Origin of the sequence: Roseovarius sp. B08 (assembly GCF_051417955.1) — a bacterium.
GTDB lineage: Bacteria > Pseudomonadota > Alphaproteobacteria > Rhodobacterales > Rhodobacteraceae > Roseovarius.
Genome location: NZ_JBPRLW010000001.1, coordinates 404,607 through 429,636, shown reverse-complemented (window position 1 = coordinate 429,636; position 25,030 = coordinate 404,607). Strand labels below are relative to the sequence as shown.

Genomic DNA, 25,030 nt, shown 5'->3' with positions numbered 1-25,030 from the left:
ATGAGTATTTGAAGAACAGTGAAAATCGGGGGAGACCAAACCTTTCATTGTTCCCGAAATACTCACATACCGCGGGCAGAGATCGGCACGACCGTCTGGATTTTCAGCCTGAATGACGCAAAGGCCGCGCCCGTCCCGGACTTGATCCGGGACCTCGTAGGGTGGGTGAAAACCCACGCGCACGCGACCTCACTTTTCGCGCGCCCCTTCTTCCGCCAACAACGCCGACAACCCCGCCCGGTAATCCGGATAGATCAACGCGACCCCCAACTCGTCCTTGATCCGGCTGTTGTCCACGCGCTTCGATTCCGCATAGAAAGACCGCGCCATCGGGCTCATGTCCGCCTCCTCGAACTTCACCGCCGGCGGCAGCGGCACCCCCAGCAATTCCGCCGCATAGCCGATCACGTCCTGCGGCGGCGCCGGATCGTCGTCGCAGACGTTGTAGGCCGCACCCGGATTGGGCCGCCTGATCGACGCCTCCAGCACCTGCGCGATATCCTCCACATGGGCCCGGCTGAACACCTGGCCTTGCTTGATGATCCGCCGCGCCGTGCCGCGGCGCACCTTCTCGAACGGCCCGCGCCCGGGGCCGTAGATGCCCGCCAGCCGGAAGATATGCAGCGGCAGGCCCGGTATAGCCGCCCAGGCCGCCTCCGCCACGACCCGCCTCTGACCGCGCTCGGTCGAAGGCTCCAGCGTCGTGTCCTCGGTCACCCACTCGCCCTCGTGGTCGCCATAGACCCCGGTGGTCGACAGGTACCCGGCCCATTCCAGCCGCTCCGCGATGGCCGCGATCTCGTCCTCCAGAGCGTTCAGCACCGGGTCGCCCTCCTCCCCTGGGCTGACCGACGTCAGCAGGTGCGTCGCCGCCCCCAACGCCTTTGACAGGTCGCTGCCGGGCCAGACCACGCCTTCGACGCCTTGCTTGCGCAGCGCCTCGGCCTTCTCTGCCGTCCGGGTCGTCCCGATCACCCGCCAGCCCTGCGGCACCAGCCGCCGGGCCAGCGCCCGCGCCGAAAACCCGTGCCCGAAAGACAGCAACACCTTGCCCATGCGTTTCTCCTGTGCCTCACCCGGCTGATATATCCTCCAGCGGCCGCGACGCCACCCAGGCATAACCGTTCTCGCACAGGATCGTCGTCTCGCGCAGGCCATGCGGCTTGTCCGTGGGCGGCTGCAACACGTGCCCGCCTGCGGCCTCGGCCCTGGCCGCCGCCTCGTCGGGGTCGCTGTCGAACAGATGCAATTGCGCCCCGCCCCCGCGCGGTGCGCCCTCGGGCACCAGGCTCAGCGACGGATGGCTGGCATAGGTCCCGTCCGCATGCAGTTGCAACAACTGCTCGCCATATGCCATGATCGCGAAATCCGCGCTCACCCGATGGGCCGTCATCCCGAACACGGCCTCCAGAAACGCCGCTTCCCGCGGCACGTCGCGCACCAGCAGGTTCAGCCCCAGCCCCCGCAGCGACGCGCCGAACACCTCCGGCGTGACCGTCTCGAAATCCATAAGCCTCTCCCTTGCGGCGATAAATCCGCGCCAGCTTGCGAACCGCATCCCGCTCTGTCAACGTGTCCCGCAAAAGTTGAATGTATCGGGTACACCATGGCTCACACCGCCGAATTCGGCCGCTATCACAGCCCCGAGGCCCCCGCGCCGCAAAAATTTTCGGACGCCGCCGCCGCCGTGGACCACCTGATCGCGCTCTATGACGGTGCGGTGGAGTTTCTGTGCCAGGCGTTCCAGACCGCCATGCACGAAGGCCAGCCCGACCGGGCGATCCGCGCCTACTACCCCGAGATCCGCATCAGCACGTCCAGCTATGCCAAGATCGACAGCCGCCTCAGCTTCGGCCACCTCGCCGAGCCCGGCACCTACAGCACCACCGTCACCCGGCCCCGGATGTTCCGCAACTACCTCGAACAGCAGATCGGCCTCCTGCTGCACAACCACGAGGTGCCGGTCACGATCCAGCTGTCCGACACACCCATGCCGGTGCATTTCGCGGTGGCCAACGACCCCGCGATCACCGTGCCTCAACAGGGCGCGGCCGATTTCACCCTGCGCGACTTTTTCGACGTGCCGGATCTGTCGACCACCAATGACGACATCGTCAACGGCACCTACACCGTGATGCAGCAGGACCCCGCGCCGCTCGCCCCCTTCACGGCGCAGCGCGTGGACTACTCGCTCGCCCGGCTTGCGCATTACACCGCCACCGCGCCCGAGCATTTCCAGAACCACGTCCTCTTCACCAACTACCAGTTCTACGTGGCCGAGTTCGAGGCCTATGCCCGCAAGGTGCTCGCCAATCCCGACAGCGGCTACGACAGCTTCATCGGCCCCGGCGACACGGCCATCACCGGCCCCGACGAGGTGCTGCGCCCCACCTCCAAGCTGCCGCAGATGCCCACCTACCACCTCAAGCGCAAGGACAGCAGCGGCATCACCCTGGTCAATATCGGCGTCGGCCCCTCCAACGCGAAAACGGCGACCGACCACATCGCCGTCCTGCGCCCTCATGCCTGGATCATGGTGGGCCATTGCGCGGGCCTCAGGAACTCGCAATCGCTGGGCGATTTCGTCCTCGCCCATGCCTACCTGCGCGAGGATGCGGTACTCGATGCCGACCTGCCCGCCTGGGTGCCCATCCCGGCGCTGGCCGAAGTGCAGATCGCGCTGGAAAAGGCCGTCGCAGCGGAAACCGAACTGGAAGGCTACGCGCTGAAAAGCGTCATGCGCACCGGCACCGTCGCCAGCTTCGACAACCGCAACTGGGAACTGCGCGACCAGTCCGGCCCGGTCCAGCGCCTCAGCCAGTCCCGCGCCATCGCGCTCGACATGGAAAGCGCGACCATCGCCGCCAACGGCTTTCGCTTCCGTGTACCCTACGGCACGCTTCTGTGCGTGTCGGACAAGCCCCTGCATGGCGAGCTGAAACTGCCCGGCATGGCCAGCGATTTCTACAAGACGCAGGTGTCCCGCCACCTGATGATCGGCATCCGCGCGATGGAGCATATCCGCGACATGCCCCTGGAACGCATCCACAGCCGCAAACTGCGCAGCTTCGACGAAACGGCGTTCCTCTAGACTCGACCGGGCATCGAAGAACACCCGTCCCGGACTTGATCCGGGACCTCCCTGCGCTTTGCCACCCCAATGAACACGATGATCGGCCACCCGCCCCCAATGGCACCGCCCTGCCCACATAGATTGAAAATACTCGCGCCGACTCGCGTTTTACGTCTACGCTGCTCGGATTCCGATCCGGAATGACACGACAGGAGAAAACAATGTCAAAAAAACTGGTCCTGGGATTTGACGACAGTGAAAGCGCCAAGGCGGCTCTCGACTTCGCCATCACGATGGCAAAGGCACAAGGTGCCGAGGTGATCGTTGCTCACGTGCTGGAATGGTCGCCCTATTCCTTCCTCACCAAAGAAGAGCTCGAGGAACGGCACATGCGCCGCAAGGAGGAACTGGCCCGCGCCGAGGAGGCGCTGCTCAAACCCGTTCTGAAGCAGCTCGCCGATGCCGGCATCACCGCCACCACGGTCCTGCGCTATGGCCACATCGCCGACACGCTGGTCGAGATCATCAACGAGAACAAGGCTCAGCAGGTCGTCATCGGCCGCACCGGACATTCCGCGCTGTCGTCGCGGATCTTCGGCTCTGTCGCGGGCAGCCTCGCGCAGGCCGCGCCGGTGCCCGTCACCATCGTGCCGTGACAACGCGCCAAGCATTCAACAAGAAAATCGAGGGACACAGATGAAACATTCACTCGAGACGCCCCTGGCGGCGCTCTTCGCCCTGCTGGCGCTCAGCGCTCCGGCCCTGGCGCAATCCGTCGACGAACGCGTCAACGAGATCTTCGCCAACTCCACCGGCTGGTTCGTCAGCCTGATATTCTCCGACTTCCCGGGCACGAACTTTCCCTGGATCGTGGGCTGGCTGGTCATCGCCGCCACCGTCTTCACCATCTATTTCGGCGTGGTGCAGTTCCGCTGGGTCGGCCACTCCATCGCGCTCGTGAAGGGCGACTATTCCGATCCCAACGACGCGGGCGAGGTCAGCCACTTCCAGGCGCTCGCCACGGCGCTTTCGGGCACGGTGGGCCTTGGCAACATCGCGGGCGTCGCGGTCGCCATCGGCATCGGCGGTCCGGGGGCCACGTTCTGGATGATCCTCGCCGGCCTCATGGGCATGGCGTCGAAATTCACCGAGTGTACGCTGGGCGTGAAATACCGCAACGAATACCCCGACGGCAAGGTCTCGGGCGGCCCGATGTACTACCTGTCCAAGGGTTTCAAGGAACGCGGCATCTTCGGCGGCGGCATTTTGGCTGTTCTCTTCTCGATCTTCTGCATCCTCGGCGCACTTGGCGGCGGCAACATGTTTCAGGCCAACCAGGCCCATGCGCAGCTGACCAACGTTTTCGGTGAATATCCCGGCTGGATCACCGGCCTCGTCATGGCCGCGGTCGTCTTTGCCGTGATCGTCGGCGGCCTGAAATCCATCGCCAAGGTCACCGAAAAAGTCGTGCCCTTCATGGGCATCCTCTATGTCGGCACCGCGCTCGTCATCATCCTGATGAACTATGACCAGATCGGCACCGCCTTCGGACGCATCTTCGAGGGCGCCTTCACGGGCCTCGGTGTTGCCGGCGGCATGGTCGGCGCGCTGATCCAGGGCTTCCGCCGCGCCGCGTTTTCGAACGAGGCGGGCGTGGGGTCTGCCGCCATCGCCCACTCGGCCGTGCGCACCAAGGAACCCATCACCGAGGGGTTCGTCTCGCTGCTGGAGCCTTTCATCGACACGGTCGTGGTCTGCACCATGACGGCGCTGGTCATCATCATCACCGACCAGCTGATCACCGACCCCGAAACCGGGCTCTTCGTACTGAACGAGGCCGGCACCGCGATCCAGACGGTGGGCGACAACACCGGCGTCGCGCTCACCTCGGCGGCGTTCCAGTCCTCGATCGACGGGTTCAAGTACATCCTGGCGCTGGCCGTGATCCTCTTCGCCTTCTCCACGATGCTCAGCTGGTCCTATTACGGGCTGAAGGCATGGACCTACCTCTTTGGCGAGGGCAAGACGAAAGAACTGGTGTTCAAGCTGATCTTCTGCGTCTTCGTGGTGATCGGCGCGGCCGCCAGCCTCGGCCCGGTGATCGATTTCTCCGACGCGGCGATCTTCGCCATGGCGGTGGTCAACGTGCTGGGCCTCTACTTCCTGATGCCGATCGTCAAGCGCGAGCTGCAAAGCTACGCCGCGCGCCTGCGCTCGGGCGAGATCAGGAAGTACAAGTAAGGCGCTGCGCTCCCGCCAGGGACCGCCATGCCGACGACACCGCCCTCGCAGGATCTGCGGGGGCGGTTTTTCGTGGGGTGCCGCCGCTGCCACAGAGGCCCCCTCGCATTTCGCGTTGCCGCGAATATCCGGTGCAAGCCTGCTCCCGGCCTTCTCAACAAGCGCGGCGGATGTCGGCGTCGAGCAAAAGAAATATCCGCCTTTTTGTTGCCCCGATCGGATCATCAAAGCGACATGAATGGCTCGTATTCTCTCAACGCTGACCAGGGGCCTTGAATGAATACACCGACGCAAAGGCAAACAAGCGTGACGAGGTTGCGAGGCCTCGCCGCGCTGTTGGTTGTTTTTGGTCATTCCTTTCATCCGTACGCTCTCAACCAGGCGCAATACCTGCTGAACCCCGCGTTCCTTTTCATCTCGTCGGCGACTGTGCTTTTTGTGTTGATCTCTGGCATGTTGTTCAGGGCAGTCGCTATTCCACGCATTGTGGACGGCAAAACCGGCACGCAGGAAATTTTGCGGCGTCGGTGGGCCGAACTGAGTGGCCTTTACCTTACCGTGGGCCTGTTTCTTGCGGTCGTCATCGGTTTCGCAGAGGGCGTTCGCGAGGGACCAGATGCACTTTTCCATTTCGTTCGGATGATGCTGAACGGGGGTATGGCGCAATCGTACTGGTACGTGCCGTTTTTTATGCTGTTGATGGCCTGCACTCCGCTGCACGTCCTGTTCTGCAGACAAAAAGTCAGCGTACAAACGGGCCTGGTCATTGCCGGACTTGTCGTATCGGCAATCATCCATCGGCCGGACGCGTACGTACTTTTTGGCGCGGTCCAATCCTTGGTTTACTATATTCCGGTGTTTTGGATCGGGCTTATGATCGGCGCGAACATTCCCGTTCTGCTTGACTGGCTTCGCAACAAGGAACTCCCACTTTTTGTTGCGGTTCTGTGCATAATCGCAATTCAAACCGAGATCGGACAGGATCAGGTGTACCTGACGTCATTTGGCGAAAGGTGGGGTTCGGTTGACCTCTTCGTGGTTCAGAAGGTTGTTTTCGGGCTGCTGTTCCTGTCCCTTTTCGAGCGCACAAAACAGTTGGAGATGCCGCTCATAGACTGGATCTCCCGTCACAGCCTGATCATCTTTTTCATGCACTGTCCGATATTGATCCTCATGATGTGGGTGCCTAACCTGAGTGGGTTCTTTGTGCCGGAACTCGTCGCACTTACGGCTTTGATGATCGTTGCGGGGGTTCAGCTTCATAAATCCTTGATAAGGGTATCTCAGCGAGTGCGCCCAACAGATTTCGCGAATTTTGCATCCCGCGTGTAGGAACCCTTCCGCAAAACCGATCTGTCGATCACGATGCAAAGGCCAAGCCACCAATTGCCGCGCACCGAAACCTGCGCGAGACCCGGGCCGCCGGTTCGGCCCGTCACAGCTCGACCGTCACCCGCGTGCCCTGTTCCAGACGCTCGACCGACAGATCCGCCTCCAGCGATTGTGTCAGCGCCTGCACGATGCTGCCGCCGACGCCGGGCTTGCCGTTTTCGCCGGTCGTGTCCAGCGCGCCCTCGTGATGCTCGGCCCGGTCCCGCTGCGCCTCGATACTGGCCGCCGAAAAGGGCCAGTTGCTGCCCTCCGGCAAACCGTTGCCGTCATCCTCGACGATCAGACGCACCCCGCCCTCGTCGCGCCGCGCGAACCGCACCTCGACGCTGCCCGCCGACCGGCCTTCGAAGGCATGTTCAAGCGCGTTGGTCAGAAACTCCGACAAGAGCAGCCCCAGCCTTGCCGCCTGGTCCACCGGCAGCGAGACCTCGTCGCACTCCACGTTCACCCGGACCGCCCCGCGCGGCTCCAGGCTGGAAATGACCGAGGCGATCCGGCTCAGATAGGCGCCCGCCGCGATCTCCTCGCTGGTGCCCTCGCTCCCGCCGCTCAACAGCTCGTCATAGAGTACCGACAGTGCCTCGATCCGCCGGCTGATCGCCTTCAGCGAGTCCTCGGTGACCTCCTGCCGCGCCTGGAGGCGGATCATGCTGACGATCATCGCAAGGTGGTTCTTGACCCGGTGCTGCAACTCCCGCAAGAGCCCGATCGAGTCCTCCTCTCCCGCCGCCTCGGCGCCGCCGGGCACCTCCCGCTGCAACCCGAAAAAGGCCGTCAGCTCGCCATCCTCGCCATGAATCGGCGCGACCAGCAACTGGTTGCGAAACGCCGAGCCATCGGCCCTGTAATTGGTCAGCGTGACCTCGAATTCCTTCTCGGATTCCAGGCCGTCGCGAATGCGCCCGACATGCTGCGTATCCGTCTCCGGTCCCTGCAGAAAGCGGCAGTTCCGCCCGATCGCATAGCTGCGGCTGAACAGGGTCAGCGTCTCGAAGGCGGTGTTGACGTAGGTGATCGGATTGTCCTCTATCCGCGGATCCGTCAGCACGATCGACAACGGAGAATGCCGAATGGCATTCTTCATTGTATCGTCACCATCCATGCTTGCGTCCATCGGTTTCATGCGCAATCCCCCGGGTCCGAAATCGCTCAGATTATATGACTTTTCGAAGTTGGTCCAACCTTAGGGCAGGTCAACTGCAATATCTGTACGGTAACGTACTTATTAAAGGGAATTCAACCGTTTCGACCGGCATTGGGCAACAGGGCGCGATTGGCATTCCGAACAAGGTCGTAACATTCGCAACTCGCCTCCCTCAGCCCTTTCCGGTTTGTGATCCTGATGCGTCCCCGCGTGTAGGAGATCAGGCCGTTTTCCTGAAGATCCTGCGCCGCCTTCGTGACTGTCGCGCGCCGGACACCCAGCATCTCGGACAGGAAATCGTGGGTCAGCCGCATCTCGGCGCCGTCGATCCGGTCGGCCATCGTCAAGAGCCACCGCGCCAGCCGTTGCCGCGCGTCATGCGTGCCGTTGCACGCACCCGAGATCATGACCTGGTAGAACACCGATTGCGCACTTGCCAGCAGCACCCGCTCAAAGTCCGCATGGTCCGACTTCAATTTCAAGAACCGCTCCGCCGGCAGGCGCAGCGCCGCGCCCCCGATCTGCACCTCGTCGGTGTGCAACTGGTGCGACTGGCCCAACAGCAGGTTCACCGCCGTCGACGCCTCGCGCCCCATGTTGGCCATCTCGATGCCAGACCCGTCGCTGTAGGTCGCAATCGCCGACACCACGGCAGTTTCGGGAAAATAGACCGCGTGCGTTGCCTCGCCCGAGCGCTGCAATACCGCCCCGGCCTTCAGCGTCACGTCCTCGCATTGTCCGGTCACCGCGTAATGCGTCTTGGGACCCAGTGCACAGAGAACCCCGTTATTCGTGCCATAAACCATGAAGGGGCAACGCCTCTCGGCCCGGTTTCGTTCACGCGAGAGGGCCACGGGCAAACACAGACTTGCAGACAATCCTTTATTTCAGTAATTCATGAATTATGGAAACGTTGATTCCCCACCGGCTCGCCACCCTCGGCCATCCCCAGCGCATGGCGGTCTTTCGCCTTTTGATGCGGCGCTACCCCGATTCCGTGCCGGCGACCGAACTGGCCCGCGCGCTCGACCTCAAACCCAACACGCTCTCGACCTACGTGAACGCGCTGGTGCAGGCGGGGCTGATCACGCGCACGCGCACCGGCACCTTCCTGCGCTACAGCGTCGACATGACAGCGATGCGACAAACCCTCGACTATCTCATCGGCGACTGCTGCCGCGGCCGCCCCGATGCCTGTTCCACCACCTCCCTCCACACCCTTCTCGGAGTTCCCCAAATGACCGACCGCAAGTACAACGTGCTCTTCATCTGCACCGGCAATTCCGCCCGCTCGATCTTTGCCGAATGCCTCCTGCGCGCCGAGGCGGGCAACCGCTTCAACGCCTATTCGGCCGGCACCAAGCCCAGGTCCGAACTCAACCCCTTCGCGCTCGACGTACTGCAACAGAAGGGCCACGACACCTCGGTGCTCGAGGCAAAGAACGTCGCGGTCTTCCAAGGACCCGACGCGCCGCAATTCGATTTCGTCTTCACCGTCTGCGACCAGGCCGCGAACGAGGATTGCCCGGCCTGGACCGGCCAGCCCGTCAGCGCCCACTGGGGCATGCCAGACCCGGTGAAAGCGACAGGCACCGACGCGCAAAAGGCGCTCGCCTTCCAACAGGCTTACGGCGCGCTCCAGAACCGCATCAAGGCGTTTACAAGCTTGTCACTCGACAGTCTCGACCGGATTTCCCTACAAAAGGCCGTGGACGATATCGGCCGCACCAATGCAGGAGCCTCCGCATGACCACATACGCCGTCAACGGGCTGGGCCGCATCGGCAAGCTGATCCTGAAACCGCTGCTGGAGCGCGGCGCGAAGATCGCCTGGATCAACGACGCCGTGGGCGATGCGGAAATGCACGCGCATCTTCTGGAATTCGACACCGTGCATGGCCGCTGGGACGCCGAGTTTGCCCACGACGCCGACAGCGTCACCATCGACGGCACCCGCATCCCCTTCATCGGCACGCGCGACCTGTCGGCGCTACCGCTGAGTGGTGTCGATGTGGTCATAGACTGCACCGGCGTGTTCAAGACCGAGGCCAAGCTCGCCCCCTATTTCGACGCGGGCGTGAAAAAGATGGTCGTCTCCGCCCCGGTCAAGGACGGCGACGCCGCCAACATCGTCATGGGCGTCAACCACGACATCTACGACGCCGCCCGCCACCGCATCGTCACCGCCGCCAGCTGCACCACCAACTGCCTCGCGCCGGTGGTCAAGGTGATGCACGAGAACCTGCGGATCAGGCACGGCTCCATGACCACGATCCACGACGTCACCAACACGCAAACCATCGTCGACCGTCCCGCCAAGGACCTGCGCCGCGCCCGCTCGGCGCTCAACTCGCTCATTCCTACCACCACCGGTAGCGCCACCGCGATCACGCTGATCTACCCCGAACTCAAGGGCCGCCTGAACGGCCACGCCGTCCGCGTGCCGCTGCTGAACGCCTCGATCACCGACTGCGTCTTCGAGGTCGAGCGCGAAACCACCGCCGAAGAGGTCAACACCTTCTTCAAGGCCGCGTCAGAAGGCTCGCTTAAGAATATCCTCGGCTACGAGGAACGCCCGCTCGTCTCCGCCGACTACACCAACGACACCCGCTCGGGCATCGTCGACGCGCCCTCTACCATGGTCGTCAACGGCACCCACGTGAAGGTCTACGCCTGGTACGACAACGAGATGGGCTACGCCCACCGCCTCGTCGACGTGGCCCTGATGGTCGGCGCCTCGCTGTGAGCCAGACCGCCACCCGCCCCGAAGGCCTTTCGGCCTATATCGCCGTCACCGCGGCCTACTGGGCCTTCATGCTCACCGACGGGGCGTTGCGGATGCTGGTGCTGCTGCACTTTCACACGCTGGGCTTTTCGCCCGTGCAACTGGCCTATCTCTTCGTCCTGTATGAGATCGCCGGCATGGTCACCAACCTCGCAGCCGGCTGGATCGCCGCCCGCTTCGGCCTGACCTCCACCCTCTATGCCGGCCTCGGCATACAGGTGCTGGCCCTCCTGGCCCTCACCCAGCTCGATCCCGAATGGGCCATCGGCCTCTCGGTCGCCTTCGTGATGGTCGTCCAGGGCGCCAGCGGCGCGGCCAAGGATCTCGCCAAGATGTCCTCCAAGTCCGCGGTCAAGCTGCTCGCCCCCACGAAAGGCGGCGGCCTATTCCGCTGGGTCGCCGTGCTCACCGGCTCCAAGAACGCCGTCAAGGGTCTGGGCTTTCTGCTCGGCGCGGCCCTCCTGGCAGTCATCGGCTTCACCGGCGCCGTGCTCGGCATGGCCGCCATCCTCGCCCTCATCCTCGTGGCGGTCCTTCTCGCCATGCCCCCCGGCCTGCCCAAGGGCCGCAAAGGCGCCAAGTTCTCCGAGGTCTTCTCCAAGTCCCCGAACGTCAACTGGCTGTCGGCGGCCCGCGTCTTTCTCTTCGGCGCGCGCGACGTGTGGTTCGTCGTCGGCATCCCGATTTACTTCTACGCCGTCCTCTCCGACGGCACCGAAGAGGGCAACCGCGCCGCCTTCTTCCTCATCGGCACGTTCATGGCCGTCTGGGTCATCCTCTACGGCGCCGTGCAGGCCACCGCCCCCGCGCCTCCTGCGCGCCGCCGCCCGCCCCGAGTCCGATCTGGTCACCGCCGCCCGCGGCTGGGCCTGGACCCTCGCCGCCATTCCCGCCATCCTGACCGTCGCCGCGCTCATGGCTTCCGGCCCACAGCCCTGGCTGACCGTCACGCTGGTGGCCGGCCTGCTGGTCTTCGGCGCCGTCTTCGCGGTGAACTCCTCGCTGCACTCCTACTTGATCCTCGCCTTCACGCAGGCCGAGCGCGTCACGATGGACGTGGGCTTCTACTACATGGCCAATGCCGGCGGGCGGCTGGCCGGCACCGTGCTCTCGGGCCTCACCTACCAGCTGGGCGGCCTGCCCCTGATGCTGGGCACCGCGACCGCGATGGTCGCAGCCTCGGCCCTGGCGTCCGGTCGCCTCGATCCGGCCCTGGGCCAGGAACGCCCGGCCACGTAGCGTCAGCCCCCTGTTAACCACGTACGGCCTGTCAACCCCGGTAAACCGCGACACGCGCACCGTCGCAATACCACCCGGATACCGACGCGATACCGACGTGGGTTTTCGGCCGTTTTGCCCCATTAACCAAGTTTGACTGGCGATTCCCCGCCTCCCTTGCAAGATCGCCATTTGCGCGTTGTGGTCCACCGAATCTCGTGTAAAACGGCGCAAAGCCCAAAAAAACAGGCCCAAAACGCAGAAATCGGCCTTGTTTCGCGACACTATTTGTTGTGTTTGCCTACAAGATACAGTTAAATCCCGCGCAGGAGGCCCAAGAAACGGGCAGTTGAAGGAGACCAGAAAATGGCAAAACCGATGACCAAAACCCAGCTCGTTGCGGCCCTCGCCGAAGAAATGGGCAGCGACAAGAAAACCGCCACCAGCGCCCTTGATGCCATGGTGGACATCATCACCAAGGAAGTGTCGAACGGCGGCGCCGTCACCCTTCCCGGCGTTGGCAAGATCTACTGCCGCGAGCGTCCGGCCCGCATGGTGCGCAACCCCGCCACCGGCGAGCAGATCCACAAGGATGCCGACAAGGTCGTCAAGATGACGATCGCCAAGGCCCTCAAGGACAGCGTGAACGGCTGACCTTGTAATCCTTTCAGGTTTCGGAAAGGGTCGCCCCACCGGCGGCCCTTTTCATTTCAGGACGAGTAGAAGATGGACTTTCGTGCGTTATTCATGGGGCTGGCCTTTGCCGTCATGTGGTCCAGCGCCTTTACCTCCGCGCGCATCATCGTCGCCGCCGCACCCCCCGTCAGCGCGCTTGCCCTGCGCTTTCTGATCTCGGGCATCCTGGGCGTCCTGATCGCCCGCGCCCTGGGCCAGTCCTGGCGTCTGACACCTGCGCAATGGCGGGCGACGATCATCTTCGGCCTGTGCCAGAACGCGCTTTATCTCGGCCTGAACTTCGTCGCCATGCAAACGGTCGAGGCCTCGCTCGCCGCCATCATCGCATCCTCCATGCCGCTGCTCGTCGGCCTCGCCAGCTGGCTGATCCTCGGTCAGCGCGTCAGCGCCCTGGGCTTTGCCGGCCTCGCCGCGGGCATGGCCGGCGTCGCGCTGATCATGGGCACGCGGCTCCAGGGCGGGGCCGACCTTTATGGCGTCATGCTCTGCATCGGCGGTGTCGTGGCGCTCACCTTCGCCACGCTGATGGTGCGCGGCGCCACCTCGGGCGGCAACTTCCTGATGATCGTCGGCCTGCAAATGCTGGTCGGCAGCGCCGCGCTCGGCATCGTTGGCCTCTCGACCGAGACACTCGAAATCGCCTGGTCCTGGCCCTTCATCGCCGCCTTCGTCTACACCACGCTGATCCCCGGCCTGGCCGCCACGCTCGTGTGGTTCGCGCTGGTCAACCGCATCGGCGCGGTCAAGGCCGCCACCTTCCACTTCCTCACCCCGTTCTTCGGCGTCACCATCGCAGCACTCGTGCTTAACGAAGCATTAGGGTTCTGGGATATAATCGGCGTGCTGGTGGTCACGGCGGGCATCCTCGCCGTGCAACTCTCGCGCCAGCAAGAAACCTGAGTTCCGGCCCGTCTCTTCCTCTGGCCGAAAATATCCTGGGGTGAGCGTCGAAACGCCGTTTCGACGTGAGGGGCAAAGCCCCTCACCCAATCAAACCTGCGCGGCGCAGCCGCACGATTGACCTACCCGATAACGCCCCGCGGTCCGTCGCCGACCTGCCCGCGATGCAACAGCAGGTGATCGAGGATCACGCAGGCCATCATCGCCTCGGCCACCGGCACCGCGCGGATACCCACGCACGGGTCGTGCCGCCCCTTGGTGACCACCTCGGTCGGGCTGCCATCCATCCGGATCGACCGGCGCGGCGTCAGGATCGAGCTGGTGGGCTTCACGGCAAAGCGCACCACGATGTCCTGCCCGGTGGAGATCCCGCCAAGGATACCCCCCGCGTGGTTGCTGCCGTATTCCGGGCCGTTCGCGCCCATGAAGATCTCGTCGGCATTGTCGACGCCCGTCAGCCGCGCCGCGGCCATACCCTCGCCGATCTCGACGCCCTTGACGGCATTGATGCTCATCATCGCGGCAGCCAGATCGGTGTCCAGCTTGCCATATACCGGCGCGCCCAGCCCCGCGGGCGCCCCGCGACACACCACTTCGATCTCTGCCCCGACCGAGTTCTGCGCCTTGCGGATGCCTTGCAGGTACTCTTCCCACACCGACACCGCACCCGCATCGGGCAGGAAGAAATCATTACGGTCGATCTCGGCCCAGTCGATCCGGTCGGCGTCGATCGTCACCTCCCCCATCCGTGTCATGTAGCCCTTGACCTCCAGGCCCGGCGCAAGGCCTGCCAGCGCGGCCCGCGCCAGCCCGCCCGCCGCGACCCGCGCGGCCGTCTCGCGGGCGGAACTGCGCCCGCCGCCGCGATAGTCGCGGATACCGTATTTCTGGTGATAGGTGATGTCGGCATGGCCGGGCCGGAAGGTCTGGGCGATGTCGCCATAATCCTTCGACCGCTGATCGGTGTTCTCGATCATAAGCTGCACCGGCGTGCCGGTTGTCTGCCCTTCGAACACCCCCGACAGGATCTTCACCGCGTCCGGTTCCTTGCGCTGCGTGGTATGCTTGCTCTGCCCCGGGCGTCGCTTGTCCAGGAACTGCTGCAGAAACGCCTCGTCCACCGGAACGCCCGGCGGACATCCGTCAACGGTCGCGCCCAGGGCGGGCCCGTGACTTTCGCCCCAGGTGGTGACGCGAAACAGATGTCCGAACGTATTGAGGCTCATGCCGTTTCTCCTTTGCGGCCTGATCTACCCGTGCACCCCTGCCGTCTCAAGCAAATTCGCCGAAGGCCCGCGACCGGCAGGAGACACGTCGCGCGTTTGCGATTGGTCTCTCGAAGGCCCGAGACCGAATCCCGCTCCGCTGGTTTCGCGGGACCAAAGGCCGGAATAAAGATGGAAAAACGTACCCAGAACAGGCAGACATCGATAATGACCGACACGCAAGCGCCCCAGCTGCGGCCCCTCCTGCGCAAACTGGCCGCGGACACCCGCGCCGGAAAAGTGGACCGCCGCGAATTCATCGCGCTTGCCTCGACCTTCGGCGCCAGCGCGGCCGCCGCTTACGGCCTTCTGGGCAGGGCCCAGCCCGCGATGGCACAGGATGGCGACGGCAAAAAGGGGGCGTACTGCGTGTCGCCATGCGCGTCTTGGAAATCACCGATCCGCGCAAGTACGACTGGGCCGAGAAAGGCAACCTCGCCCGCCAGTTCTGCGAACCGCTGGTGCGCTGGAACGCCGACTACAGCTTTACCGGTCTTCTGCTGGACAGCTGGGACGTGTCGGACGACGCGCAGAGCTACACCCTCAACCTGCGCCGGGGCGTGACGTGGAACAACGGCGACGATTTCACCGCCGAGGACGTGATCCACAACATCACCCGCTGGTGTGACATGTCGGTCGAGGGCAACTCCATGGCAGGCCGCATGGCCTCGCTGATCGACGCGGAGTCGGGGCAACTGGCCGATGGCGTGATCGAGCAGGTCGACGATCATACGGTGAAGCTGCACCTGCCCCGCCCCGATATCTCGCTCATCGCCAGCATGTCCGACTATCCCGCTCTCATCGTGCACCGCAGCCATGGCGATGAGGCCGACCTTGTCCACAACCCCATCGGCACCGGCCCCTTCGAACTGGTCTCAATGGATATCGGCACCGGTGCCGAGGTGAAGCGCCGCGAGAACGGTGAATGGTGGGGCGGCGAGGCCTATCTTGACGGGGTCGGGTTCATCGACTTCGGCACCGACGAAGCGGCCATCGTCGCAGCCTTCGAAAGCGGCAAGATCGACGTCAACGATGAGACCACGCCGGAATTCATCGACGCGCTGGACGATCTTGGCCTCGTCAAGAGCACCATGCCCACCGCCAACACCATCGTGGCCCGGATGCGCATGGATACCGAGCCCTACAGCTCGAAGCAGCTGCGCAATGCCGTCCAGATGGCGGTGGACAACAAAATCGCGCTGCAACTGGGCATCAACGGTGACGGCATCACCGCCGAGAACCACCATGTCGCGCCCTTCCACCCGGAATATGCGGCGCTCCCCAGAAAAGCGCCGGATCCCGCCGCAGCCATCGCGTTGGCGAGGTCCGCCGGGCACGGCGAAACCGAGCTGGAGCTGATCTCGATCGGTGGCGACTGGCGCACGGCGACCGCCGACGCCATCGGCGCGATGCTGCGCGAGGCTGGTTTCAACATCAAGCGCACCGTCATTCCCGGCTCGTCCTTCTGGAACGACTGGACGAAATACCCTTTCTCGACCACCAACTGGGGCCCGCGCCCCTTGGGTGTGCAGGTGCTCGCGCTGGCCTACAAATCGGGCGCGGCGTGGAACGAATCCGGGCATTCCGACCCGGAATTCGATGCCCTGCTGGAACAGGCCGTGGGGGTTTTCGACGCAGATGAACGGCGCGAGTATTCCGCCAGGCTGCAAGCCCGCCTTCAGGAAAACGGCGTCATCATACAGCCCTTCTGGCGCAACCGAACCAAGCACTTTGCCCCGCATGTGAAGAACGATCAGGTGCACCAGTCCGGCTTCATGCATTTCGAAAACGTCTGGCTCGACACCTGAACGTGCCCGAAACCGCTTTGAAACGGGCGGCATTGCCCGTGCGCCGAGATTTTTTTATCGAGTCGGTTTCGGGGCTTAGCGAAAAGCCGTGTGAAAACGAATCAGCGAATATTGACCGCCGCGAATCGCTTCGCCTATACCTTGTAAAACTGCATTCCAACGCACGGGGACAGGGGATCGGATCCGTGCCGGTATCGGGGGACGCCGTGTTGCGAACGGCACTGTGGCACTTCAACATATCGGAACCGCGTCGACACGCGGGGCGCACATCATGATCGCGGCCGTGGCGACCCGCTGGGGCATTTTCGCCCATGCCGTACGCCGCGCCGTTCCAGCACACTCGATAAAGCATTCCGCGACCAGCAAATCGCGGCAGACCGTCGCCGGACAGGAAAGCAAAAGCCCGGCACGGTGATCCTACAACGCGGCAGGAGGGAATGAGGGGCCGAACCAACGGCCCCCTTTCTTTTGCACGGGGTCCTATCGGCGTCTCTGGACAGCCGCCCGCCCCGGTGCCACGTTTGATCAAATCCGCGACTCAGCGACGGGGGCTTTCATGAAAGACGACAATTTCCTGCGCGAGATGAACGCGCGACACCTGTGGCATCCGATGGGCCACCCCGGAGAGCAGCAGGAGCACGCCCCGACGATCATCAAGAGCGCCGAGGGCGTCGAGATCACCGATATCGACGGGCATCGCGTGGTCGATGCCGTGGGTGGCCTCTGGTGCACGAACCTGGGCTATTCCAACGACGCCATCAAACAGGCGATCACCGATCAGCTGTGGCAGTTGCCGTACTACTCGGCCTTTGCCGGCACCACCAATCCGCCCGCGATCGAAGCATCCTATGCGGTGCAGGAATTCTTTGCCGAGGACGGCATGGCGCGCGTCTTCTTCACCTCGGGCGGGTCCGACGCGGTCGACACGGCCCTGCGCATGGCGCGGCAATATCACCGGCTGCGGGGCGAGCCCACACGCACCAAGTTCCTGTCACTTAAAAAGGGCTATCACGGTACGCATTGGGGCGGCGCATCGGTCAACGGCAACAACCGCTTCCGCATCACCTACGAGCCGCTTCTGCCCGGTTGTTTCCACCTGCCCAGCCCGTATACCTATCGCAATCCGTTCCACGAAACCGATCCCGCCAGGCTGGCCGAGAAAATCGCCGCCGCCATGGTGGACGAGATCGAGTTCCAGGACCCCGGCACCATCGCCGCCTTCATCATGGAGCCGATACAGGGCGCGGGCGGCGTCATCGTGCCCGACGCCAGCTTCATGAAGCACATGCGCGAAATCTGCGACCGCTACGGCATCCTGCTGATCTCGGACGAGGTGATCTGCGGCTTCGGGCGCACCGGCGACTGGTCGGGCGCGCGGCACTGGGGGGTGAAGCCCGACATGATGACCGTCGCCAAGGGCATCACCAGCGCATACTTCCCCGTGGGCGGCGTCCTCTTGAGCGAGCCGGTCGCGGAGGTGTTCGAGACCGCCGATGCAGGCGGCGCGATCTGGACGGGCTACACCTATTCCGCCCATCCGGTCGGGGCCGCCGCGGTCGTGGCCTGCCTTTCGGAAACTCTGCGGCTGGATACCAAGACCAATGCCGCGGCCCGCGGCACGCAGCTTTACGATGGTGTTCGGAACCTGATGGAAAAGCACGACATCATTGGCGATGTCCGGGGCGGACACGGCCTGATGACCGGCATCGAGTTGGTCAGCGACCGTGCAGCCAAAACCCCGATGGACGCAACAACGGTCAAGCGGGTTCACAAGGCCACGTACGAGGCCGGCGCGATGGTCCGGATCGGGGGCAACAACCTGCTGATGTCACCCCCGCTGATCATCACCGAGCAAGAGGTCGACCGCATCCTGTCGGCGCTGGATACCGGGTTCGCCGCCGCCTGATCGCGGCATTTGGCAAGCCGCTACCCGGCGCCCGCGCCCAGGGTTCCCGAAACCGCTGCGCTTTCTGGTCGCATTGGGCGGATATTCGCGTATGCGGCCCTAGATTGATCGGTGGCGGTCGCTGTCGCCCGTCGCAACCTGTCAATCTGAGGGCCATGGACACACTCCTGCTTTCGCGCATCCAGTTCGGTGCAAACATCTCGTTTCACATCCTGTTCCCGACGATCACCATCGCCTTGGGGTGGGTGCTTTTCTACTTCAAGCTGCGCTTCAACAGCAGCGGCGAGGAACGCTGGATGGATGCCTACCGCTTTTGGGTCAAGGTCTTCGCACTCACCTTCGGCCTTGGTGTCGTGTCGGGGATCACCATGTCGTTCCAGTTCGGCACCAACTGGCCCGGGTTCATGGAAACTGTCGGCAACATCGCCGGGCCGCTCCTGGCCTACGAGGTCATGACCGCTTTCTTCCTCGAGGCCGTGTTCCTCGGCATCATGCTCTTCGGCATGAGCCGCGTTCCGGGCTGGCTGCACACGCTGGCCACGTTCCTCGTGGCGTTCGGCACGACCATGTCAGCCTTCTGGATCCTGGTCCTGTCGAGCTGGATGCACACGCCGGCGGGGTTCGAGATGCGCGAGGGCGTGGCCCACGCGACGAACTGGTGGGCGATCATCTTCAACCCCTCGATGCCATACCGCTTGACGCATATGCTGCTGGCCTCGGGCCTGACGGTCGCGTTCCTGCTGGCCGGTCTTTCCGCCCTGCGCTGGCTGCGCGGGGACAAGGGCGCAGACGTGCGCGTCTCGCTCGTCACGGGCCTCGGCCTCGGCGCGTTGCTGATCCCGATGCAGATCTTCGCGGGCGACATGCACGGGCTCAACACGATGGAACACCAGCCCGCCAAGGTGGCCGCGATGGAGGGCAACTGGGAGACCCAAGGCAACGCCCCGCTTCTGCTCTTCGCGATCCCGGACGAGATCGCGCGCGAAAACCGTGCAGAGATCGGCATCCCGAACCTTGCGTCGATCATCCTGACGCACCATGCCGACGGCGAAATTCCGGGCCTCAACGACTTTGTCGCAGAGGACGGCACCCCTCTTCACCCGCCGGTCGCGCCGGTGTTCTACGCCTTCCGCGTCATGGTCGGCACCGGCATGGCGATGCTGCTGCTCAGCTGGGCCGCGGTGGGATTCATGGCGTTCCGACGGCGCGGCCCCGAAGGCTTGCCCAAGCCGCTGCTGCTGGCGCTGGTGCCGATGGCCTTTTCCGGCTGGGTCGCCACGCTCGCGGGATGGTACACGACCGAGATCGGACGTCAGCCGTGGCTGGTCAGCGGCGTGATGACGACCGAACAAGCCGTGGCCGAAGTGCCCGCACCGATGGTGGCAACGACGCTGGTCATCTACCTTTCGGTTTATGCCAGTCTGCTGCTGGCGTTTATCGGCGTGCTCTACTACCTCGCCTCCGTCGGGCGGCAGGCGAAAAAGCGTGGTCGCCCCGACCTGCCGGGCCTGAACCCCACACCGGCGGAGTAGTAGACGCATGGACATGTTCGGAGACCCCGCGATCTGGTTGCCGCTGGCCTTCGCCAGCCTGATGGGCCTGTCGATCCTGATCTATGTCTGCCTCGACGGTTTCGACCTCGGGATAGGGGTGCTCTTTCCCTTCGCCACGGAGGCCGAAAAAGACCGGATGGTCGCCTCGATCGGTCCGTTCTGGGACGCCAACGAAACCTGGCTGGTTCTGGCCATCGGCATCCTGCTGGTGGCCTTTCCCACCGCGCATGGCGTGATCCTGACAACGCTCTACCTGCCGGTCGCCATCATGCTGGTGGGCCTGATCCTGCGCGGCGTGGCGTTCGAATTCCGCGCCAAGGCCCCGGCCCGGCGCAAGCGGCTCTGGGACCTGTCCTTCTGGATCGGAAGCCTGATGGCGTCGCTGGCCCAGGGGTTCATGCTGGGGCTCTACGTCATGGGCCTCGAGATGACACCCTTTACCCTGTTCTTCGGGGCGCTCACGGCTGTCTTCCTGACGGTGGCCTATTCCTTCATCGGGGCCGCGTGGATGATCCTGAAAGCCGAGGGCGAACTGCAGGTCAAGGCGATCCAATGGGCGCAGGGCGGGATCTGGGGTGTGGTTCTGGGGCTCGGTGCCATATCGCTGGCCTCGCCCTTCGTCAGCCGCCGGATCTTCGACAAGTGGTTCACGCTGCCCGAACTTTACTTCCTCGTACCGCTGCCCGTGATCTCGGCGGGCCTGATCTTCCTGCTCTGGGGACTGTTGCGCAGCCTGCCGCGCGAAAGCGACGCGCTCTGCGCCGCGCCGTTCGTCCTGACGATCGCGCTGTTCACGCTGGGCTTCATCGGCATGGCGTATTCGTTCTACCCCTACGTTGTGCCGGATCGCCTGACCATATTCGAGGCCGCAAGCGCACCGGAAAGCCTGATGATCATCTTCGTCGGCACGCTTGTGGTCCTGCCGATGATCATCGGCTACACGGTTCTGTCCTACGTGATCTTCCGCGGCAAGGCGACGGAATTGCGCTATGACTGAGGCGCGGAGCGTCTAGCGGTTCAGCCGAACCGCTTCCACGCATCCTGCATCGCCTTTGACATGTCGTCCCAGGCCTTGTCGGCACCGGCCTTGACGTCATTCCACGCCGCCGACTGGTTGCGCTGCAACTCGTCCAGTTTGACCTGCATCTCGTCGCGCCGTGCACGAAGCTCATTCAGGTGCGCTTCGTACTGCACCTGCGCATCCGCCTGCGCCGTCTCGGTCTGCGCGCGCATCTTTTCGATGTTGGCCTGCCACTCCTTCATCTGGGCTTCGAGTTTCTTCGTATAGGCGTCCTTGTCCGTCATCGGTTTCGCTCCTCCCTTGCGTTGCCGGTCGGCAACCATCGAAACCCGACTATAACACGCCTCGCGAGTTCATGCAGAGGGGTCGCCCCATCCGCCACCGCCGGGCGTCTCCATGCCAAAGATCGCGCCTTCGGGCAGGTCGACCTCGTCATTGCCCGCCATCTCGCGCACCGTGCCGTCCGGCAACTCGACCCAGTTGCGCCCGACCTCTCCGGGGTCGCCCCCATCACCGCCGAAGGGCGGAATGAGCCGGTGATTGCTCAGCGTCGTCACCGTCACGGGCTCAAGAAAGCGCATGGTACGATAGACGCCATGCCCGCCGCGCCACTTGCCCGCACCGCCTGAATCGGGGCGGATCGTGAACGCCTCCAGCCGCACAGGAAAGCGTTTTTCCAGCACTTCGGGGTCGGTCATGCGTGTATTGGTCATATGGCTTTGCACCGCGTCGCAGCCGTCGAAGCCCGGCCCGGCCCCGGTGCCGCCTGCAATGGTCTCGTAGTTCTGGAAATCGTCATTGCCCCAGACGAAATTGTTCATCGTCGCCTGCGACCCCGCAATGACCCCCAGCGCGCCGTAAAGCGCGTTGCAGGTCGCCTGGCTGACCTCTGTATTCCCCGAGATCACCGCCGCCGGATAAACCGGGTTCAGCATCGAACCATCCGGGATGACGATGTTCAGCGGCTTCAGGCACCCCTCGTTCAACGGGATATCCGCACCGACCATCGTGCGGAACACATAGAGCACCACAGCCCGGCAGATCGACTGCGGCGCGTTGTAGTTGCCCGCGTGCTGGGGCGACGTGCCGGTGAAATCTATGGTCGCCTCGCGCGCGGCCCGATCTACGCTGACGCGCACCTCGATCGTCGCGCCGTGGTCCATCGGATAGGTGAATTGCCCGTCGGTCAGCTTGTCGATCACCCGCCGCACGCTTTCCTCGGCATTGTCCTGCACATGGCGCATATAGTCCTGCACCACGTCCAGGCCGAACTGGTCGACAACCTTCAAAAGCTCCTGCCGCCCGGTTTCGTTCGCCGCCACCTGCGCCTGCAGGTCGGCCAGGTTCTGCGGAATGTTGCGGCACGGGTACTTGCCCGAGGACAACACCGCCTCGGCCTCGCCCAACTGGAACTCGCCTTCGGCCAGCAGCCTGACATTGTCGATCAGCACGCCCTCCTCGTCGATGTGGCGGCTGTCAGGCGGGGCGCTGCCCGGCGTGCGCCCGCCGATATCGGCATGGTGCCCCCGGCTGCCCAGCCAGAAGACCGGACTGCCCTCGATAAAGACCGGAGTCACCACCGTCACATCCGGCAGGTGCGTGCCGCCCTTGAAGGGCGAGTTGAGCATGTAGGCGTCGCCCGGCTTCACATCGGGATTGAGCCGCATCACCGTCTTGATGCTGTCGGACATCGACCCAAGGTGCACCGGCACATGCGGTGCATTGGCCACAAGGTCCCCCTTGGCGTCGAAGATCGCGCAGGAGAAATCCAAACGCTCCTTGATGTTGACCGACCAGGACGTGTTGGCCAGCGTCGCCCCCATCTGGTCGGCCACCGACATGAACAGGTTGTTGAACACCTCCAGCAGCACCGGATCGACCTGTGTGCCCGCCGCATGCTCGCGCGCCTTGGTCTCGACCCGGTCAAGGATCAGGTTTCCCAGCCGGTCCACCCGCGCCGCCCATCCGGGTTCGACCATGTTGGTGCCAGTGGGCTCGGTGATGATGGCCGGGCCCTTGACCGTTGAATCCGCGCCCAGCGTCCCGCGGTCATGGATCGGCACGTCCTGCCATTCACCGTCCGTATAGACCGGCACGTGCGCGATGGCCTGCCCGTCGCCCTGTGGCACCGGCGGCGCGGGGTGACCCCGCTCTTGCCGGTGGCCTCGACGCTGATCATCTCGATCACCACGCCCCGGTCGGGCGAGGCGAAACCGAACCGCGCCTTGTGCGCCGTCTCGAAAGCAGCCCGCGCATCGTCTTCGGTCTCTGCCTCGACAGGCAGCGCCCGGTGCGAGCCATCGTAGCGCAGATGCAGCCGCTTTGTTGCCGCAACCTCGGTGCCGCCCTGTGCCTCGACCTCGGCGGAGGCATCCTCGGCCATGTCCTGCGCCCGGGCCAGCGCCGTCTCGATCCGATCGAGAGGCACATCCATTTGCGCCTCCTTCATCGACTTTATCTCGGCCAGCCCCATGCCGAAGGCCGAAAGCACACCGGCATAGGGATGGATCATCACCCGCGTCATCCCCAGCGCGTCAGCCACCAGGCAGGCATGCTGCCCGCCCGCACCGCCGAAACATTGCAGCGTGTATCCCGTCACGTCATGACCGCGTTGCACGCTGATCTTCTTGATGGCATTGGCCATGTTGTCCACGGCGATGCGCAGGAACCCCTCGGCCATATCCTCGGGGCTGCGCGGCGCCGCGCCGGTCTCTTGCGCGACGGTCTCGGAAAGGGTGGCGAATTTCTCGCGCACCACCTCGGCATCGAGGGGCGCGTCGCCGTCGGGCCCGAAGACGGCAGGGAAATGCTCGGGGTTGAGCTTGCCCAGCATCACGTTGCAATCTGTCACCGCCAGCGGGCCGCCCCGGCGATAGCAGGCCGGGCCGGGATCGGCGCCGGCGCTTTCAGGGCCGACCTGAAACCGGCCATCCTCGAACTTGCAGATGCTGCCGCCGCCCGCCGCTACGGTGTGGATATCCATCATCGGCGAGCGCATCCGCACGCCCGCCACTTCGGTCTCGAAGGATCGCTCGTAGCTGCCGGCATAGTGGCTGACATCCGTCGACGTGCCGCCCATGTCGAACCCGATCAGCTTGTCGAACCCGGCGGCCTCGCCCGTGGCGGCCATGCCGACGATCCCGCCCGCAGGCCCCGACAGGATCGCGTCGCGCCCCTGGAACCGCCGCGCCTCGGTCAGCCCGCCGCTCGATTGCATGAACAGCAGGCGTTGGCACGCACGTCCCAGATCCAGCGCATCGGCCACCTGATCCACATAGCGCCGCAGGATCGGCGACAGGTAGGCATCCACCACAGTGGTATCGCCCCGACCCACCAGCTTGGCCAGGCGCGAGACATCGGCGCTGGTCGAAACCTGGGTGAAGCCGATCTGCCGCGCCATGTCGGCGACGCGATCCTCGTGATCGGGGTTGAGGTAGGCGTGCAGCCCGGCGATGGCCACGGCCCGGATGCCCGCGTCAAAGGCTTCCTGCAGCGCCTCGCGCACCGGCACCTCGTCAAGGTCGCGCACGACTGCGCCCTCGGCATCCAGCCGCTCGTCCATCTCGACCACATCTTCATACAGCAAGTCGGGCCGCCTGATGGCCAGGTCGAAGAGCCGCGGCCGCGCCTGGTAGCCGATCTTCAGCAGGTCGCGGAACCCCTTGGTGATGACCAGGAGCACCCGCTCGCCCTTGCGCTCCAACAGCGCGTTGGTGGCCACCGTGGTGCCCATCTTCACCGCGTGGATCGAGCCCTCTGCGAATTCCCCGTCGACGCCCATCATCTCGCGAATGCCCTGCACGGCGGCATCGCGATACCGTTCGGAATTCTCGGACAACAGCTTGTGGGTATGCACCGCACCGTCCGGGTCCAGCGCCACAACGTCGGTGAACGTCCCGCCCCGGTCGATCCAGAATTCCCAATGACCCATCTTCGCACGCTCCCCGTTTCGCCCTGCACCCTTGGGCCGCGCCCCGGGAATGTCAACGAAGCGGGCATTGATCTTGCGCCGGGTTTTTGTCCATATGG

19 protein-coding genes and 3 pseudogenes are annotated in these 25,030 nt (G+C 64.2%); 13 read left to right on the top strand and 9 right to left on the bottom strand.

The annotated features are described in order from the left end of the window. Window positions 1-189 precede the first annotated feature (189 nt). Both ACSQ76_RS02140 and ACSQ76_RS02135 read right to left on the bottom strand, forming a co-directional pair. Complete coding sequence (locus ACSQ76_RS02140) at window positions 190-1,056, bottom strand: SDR family oxidoreductase (RefSeq protein ID WP_437155271.1); 867 nt, start codon at window positions 1,054-1,056, stop codon at window positions 190-192. Window positions 1,057-1,072: 16 nt separating this feature from the next. After that, entirely contained in the window at window positions 1,073-1,510 is a 438-nt protein-coding gene (locus ACSQ76_RS02135; RefSeq protein ID WP_306129792.1) for a VOC family protein, read from the bottom strand. A 96-nt stretch (window positions 1,511-1,606) separates the two neighbouring features. Between ACSQ76_RS02135 and ACSQ76_RS02130 the strand changes: the two genes are divergently transcribed. The 4 genes from ACSQ76_RS02130 to ACSQ76_RS02115 all read left to right on the top strand — a co-directional run bounded on the left by ACSQ76_RS02130 (window position 1,607) and on the right by ACSQ76_RS02115 (window position 6,646). After that, the gene (locus ACSQ76_RS02130) at window positions 1,607-3,091 is read left to right on the top strand and encodes an AMP nucleosidase (RefSeq protein WP_437155270.1); all 1,485 of its coding nucleotides are present in this window, start codon (window positions 1,607-1,609) and stop codon (window positions 3,089-3,091) included. Window positions 3,092-3,294: 203 nt separating this feature from the next. Beyond that, entirely contained in the window at window positions 3,295-3,729 is a 435-nt protein-coding gene (locus ACSQ76_RS02125; protein WP_437155269.1) for a universal stress protein, read from the top strand. 40 nt (window positions 3,730-3,769) lie between these two features. Continuing rightward, window positions 3,770-5,314: an alanine/glycine:cation symporter family protein gene (locus tag ACSQ76_RS02120; RefSeq protein ID WP_437155268.1), complete on the top strand. Its 1,545-nt coding sequence runs from the start codon at window positions 3,770-3,772 to the stop codon at window positions 5,312-5,314. Between the two features lie 276 nt (window positions 5,315-5,590). Further along, window positions 5,591-6,646 carry an acyltransferase family protein gene (locus tag ACSQ76_RS02115; protein ID WP_437155267.1) on the top strand — a complete coding sequence of 352 codons (1,056 nt, stop codon included), beginning with the start codon at window positions 5,591-5,593 and terminating at the stop codon, window positions 6,644-6,646. 103 nt (window positions 6,647-6,749) lie between these two features. On the opposite strand, the gene ACSQ76_RS02110 is transcribed toward ACSQ76_RS02115, so the two are convergent. Then, complete coding sequence (locus tag ACSQ76_RS02110) at window positions 6,750-7,829, bottom strand: ATP-binding protein (RefSeq protein ID WP_437155266.1); 1,080 nt, start codon at window positions 7,827-7,829, stop codon at window positions 6,750-6,752. 113 nt (window positions 7,830-7,942) lie between these two features. Beyond that, entirely contained in the window at window positions 7,943-8,656 is a 714-nt protein-coding gene (locus ACSQ76_RS02105; RefSeq protein ID WP_437155265.1) for a Crp/Fnr family transcriptional regulator, read from the bottom strand. A gap of 98 nt (window positions 8,657-8,754) precedes the next feature. On the opposite strand from ACSQ76_RS02105, the gene ACSQ76_RS02100 reads away from it, so the two are divergent. From ACSQ76_RS02100 to ACSQ76_RS02080, 5 genes and pseudogenes are all read left to right on the top strand, one after another. Beyond that, window positions 8,755-9,600 (top strand): helix-turn-helix domain-containing protein, encoded by an 846-nt coding sequence (locus tag ACSQ76_RS02100; RefSeq protein ID WP_437155264.1) that lies wholly within the window; start codon window positions 8,755-8,757, stop codon window positions 9,598-9,600. After that, entirely contained in the window at window positions 9,597-10,595 is a 999-nt protein-coding gene (locus ACSQ76_RS02095) for an ArsJ-associated glyceraldehyde-3-phosphate dehydrogenase (protein ID WP_437155263.1), read from the top strand. The genes ACSQ76_RS02100 and ACSQ76_RS02095 overlap by 4 nt, the downstream gene beginning before the upstream one ends. Window positions 10,596-10,663: 68 nt before the next feature. Then, window positions 10,664-11,873, top strand: a pseudogene (gene arsJ / locus ACSQ76_RS02090) (organoarsenical effux MFS transporter ArsJ). Between the two features lie 345 nt (window positions 11,874-12,218). Then, entirely contained in the window at window positions 12,219-12,506 is a 288-nt protein-coding gene (locus ACSQ76_RS02085; protein ID WP_306129801.1) for an HU family DNA-binding protein, read from the top strand. Window positions 12,507-12,578: 72 nt separating this feature from the next. Further along, window positions 12,579-13,448 (top strand): DMT family transporter, encoded by an 870-nt coding sequence (locus ACSQ76_RS02080; RefSeq protein ID WP_437155262.1) that lies wholly within the window; start codon window positions 12,579-12,581, stop codon window positions 13,446-13,448. Between the two features lie 122 nt (window positions 13,449-13,570). Here ACSQ76_RS02080 and aroC read toward each other — a convergent pair whose 3' ends face one another. Continuing rightward, a complete protein-coding gene (gene aroC, locus ACSQ76_RS02075; protein ID WP_437155261.1) occupies window positions 13,571-14,674 on the bottom strand; it encodes a chorismate synthase in 1,104 nt (367 codons plus the stop codon). Window positions 14,675-15,090: 416 nt separating this feature from the next. Here aroC and ACSQ76_RS02070 point away from each other — a divergent pair, with 416 nt between their 5' ends. From ACSQ76_RS02070 to ACSQ76_RS02055, 4 genes are all read left to right on the top strand, one after another. Continuing rightward, window positions 15,091-16,521 carry an ABC transporter substrate-binding protein gene (locus tag ACSQ76_RS02070; RefSeq protein ID WP_437155260.1) on the top strand — a complete coding sequence of 477 codons (1,431 nt, stop codon included), beginning with the start codon at window positions 15,091-15,093 and terminating at the stop codon, window positions 16,519-16,521. A gap of 556 nt (window positions 16,522-17,077) precedes the next feature. Next, the gene (locus ACSQ76_RS02065) at window positions 17,078-18,427 is read left to right on the top strand and encodes an aminotransferase class III-fold pyridoxal phosphate-dependent enzyme (RefSeq protein ID WP_437155259.1); all 1,350 of its coding nucleotides are present in this window, start codon (window positions 17,078-17,080) and stop codon (window positions 18,425-18,427) included. 155 nt (window positions 18,428-18,582) lie between these two features. Beyond that, on the top strand, window positions 18,583-19,959 hold the full coding sequence (locus ACSQ76_RS02060; protein WP_437155258.1) for a cytochrome ubiquinol oxidase subunit I: 1,377 nt from the start codon (window positions 18,583-18,585) through the stop codon (window positions 19,957-19,959). Window positions 19,960-19,966: 7 nt separating this feature from the next. Further along, window positions 19,967-20,977, top strand: a complete 1,011-nt coding sequence (locus tag ACSQ76_RS02055) for a cytochrome d ubiquinol oxidase subunit II (RefSeq protein WP_437155257.1) — start codon at window positions 19,967-19,969, stop codon at window positions 20,975-20,977. Between the two features lie 20 nt (window positions 20,978-20,997). On the opposite strand, the gene ACSQ76_RS02050 is transcribed toward ACSQ76_RS02055, so the two are convergent. The 4 genes and pseudogenes from ACSQ76_RS02050 to ACSQ76_RS02035 all read right to left on the bottom strand — a co-directional run. Then, window positions 20,998-21,285, bottom strand: coding sequence for a hypothetical protein (locus ACSQ76_RS02050; RefSeq protein ID WP_437155256.1), 288 nt, complete (start codon window positions 21,283-21,285; stop codon window positions 20,998-21,000). A gap of 69 nt (window positions 21,286-21,354) precedes the next feature. Continuing rightward, the gene (locus ACSQ76_RS02045; protein ID WP_437158142.1) at window positions 21,355-22,980 is read right to left on the bottom strand and encodes a hydantoinase B/oxoprolinase family protein; all 1,626 of its coding nucleotides are present in this window, start codon (window positions 22,978-22,980) and stop codon (window positions 21,355-21,357) included. 24 nt (window positions 22,981-23,004) lie between these two features. Next, a pseudogene (locus ACSQ76_RS02040) lies at window positions 23,005-23,064 on the bottom strand (hypothetical protein); the annotation flags it as partial. 446 nt (window positions 23,065-23,510) lie between these two features. Further along, window positions 23,511-24,932, bottom strand: a pseudogene (locus tag ACSQ76_RS02035) (hydantoinase/oxoprolinase family protein); the annotation flags it as partial. Between the last annotated feature and the right edge of the window lie 98 nt (window positions 24,933-25,030).

Coding starts and splice junctions, on each gene's coding strand:
- ACSQ76_RS02055 (WP_437155257.1), top strand. CDS start 19,967: ATGGACATGTTCGGAGACCCCGCGATCTGGTTGCCGCTGGCCTTCGCC.
- aroC (WP_437155261.1), bottom strand. CDS start 14,674: ATGAGCCTCAATACGTTCGGACATCTGTTTCGCGTCACCACCTGGGGC.
- ACSQ76_RS02070 (WP_437155260.1), top strand. CDS start 15,091: ATGCGCGTCTTGGAAATCACCGATCCGCGCAAGTACGACTGGGCCGAG.
- ACSQ76_RS02115 (WP_437155267.1), top strand. CDS start 5,591: ATGAATACACCGACGCAAAGGCAAACAAGCGTGACGAGGTTGCGAGGC.
- ACSQ76_RS02065 (WP_437155259.1), top strand. CDS start 17,078: ATGAAAGACGACAATTTCCTGCGCGAGATGAACGCGCGACACCTGTGG.
- ACSQ76_RS02060 (WP_437155258.1), top strand. CDS start 18,583: ATGGACACACTCCTGCTTTCGCGCATCCAGTTCGGTGCAAACATCTCG.
- ACSQ76_RS02045 (WP_437158142.1), bottom strand. CDS start 22,980: ATGGTCGAACCCGGATGGGCGGCGCGGGTGGACCGGCTGGGAAACCTG.
- ACSQ76_RS02110 (WP_437155266.1), bottom strand. CDS start 7,829: ATGAAACCGATGGACGCAAGCATGGATGGTGACGATACAATGAAGAAT.
- ACSQ76_RS02140 (WP_437155271.1), bottom strand. CDS start 1,056: ATGGGCAAGGTGTTGCTGTCTTTCGGGCACGGGTTTTCGGCGCGGGCG.
- ACSQ76_RS02135 (WP_306129792.1), bottom strand. CDS start 1,510: ATGGATTTCGAGACGGTCACGCCGGAGGTGTTCGGCGCGTCGCTGCGG.
- ACSQ76_RS02100 (WP_437155264.1), top strand. CDS start 8,755: ATGGAAACGTTGATTCCCCACCGGCTCGCCACCCTCGGCCATCCCCAG.
- ACSQ76_RS02120 (WP_437155268.1), top strand. CDS start 3,770: ATGAAACATTCACTCGAGACGCCCCTGGCGGCGCTCTTCGCCCTGCTG.
- ACSQ76_RS02095 (WP_437155263.1), top strand. CDS start 9,597: ATGACCACATACGCCGTCAACGGGCTGGGCCGCATCGGCAAGCTGATC.
- ACSQ76_RS02080 (WP_437155262.1), top strand. CDS start 12,579: ATGGACTTTCGTGCGTTATTCATGGGGCTGGCCTTTGCCGTCATGTGG.
- ACSQ76_RS02105 (WP_437155265.1), bottom strand. CDS start 8,656: ATGGTTTATGGCACGAATAACGGGGTTCTCTGTGCACTGGGTCCCAAG.
- ACSQ76_RS02050 (WP_437155256.1), bottom strand. CDS start 21,285: ATGACGGACAAGGACGCCTATACGAAGAAACTCGAAGCCCAGATGAAG.
- ACSQ76_RS02085 (WP_306129801.1), top strand. CDS start 12,219: ATGGCAAAACCGATGACCAAAACCCAGCTCGTTGCGGCCCTCGCCGAA.
- ACSQ76_RS02125 (WP_437155269.1), top strand. CDS start 3,295: ATGTCAAAAAAACTGGTCCTGGGATTTGACGACAGTGAAAGCGCCAAG.
- ACSQ76_RS02130 (WP_437155270.1), top strand. CDS start 1,607: ATGGCTCACACCGCCGAATTCGGCCGCTATCACAGCCCCGAGGCCCCC.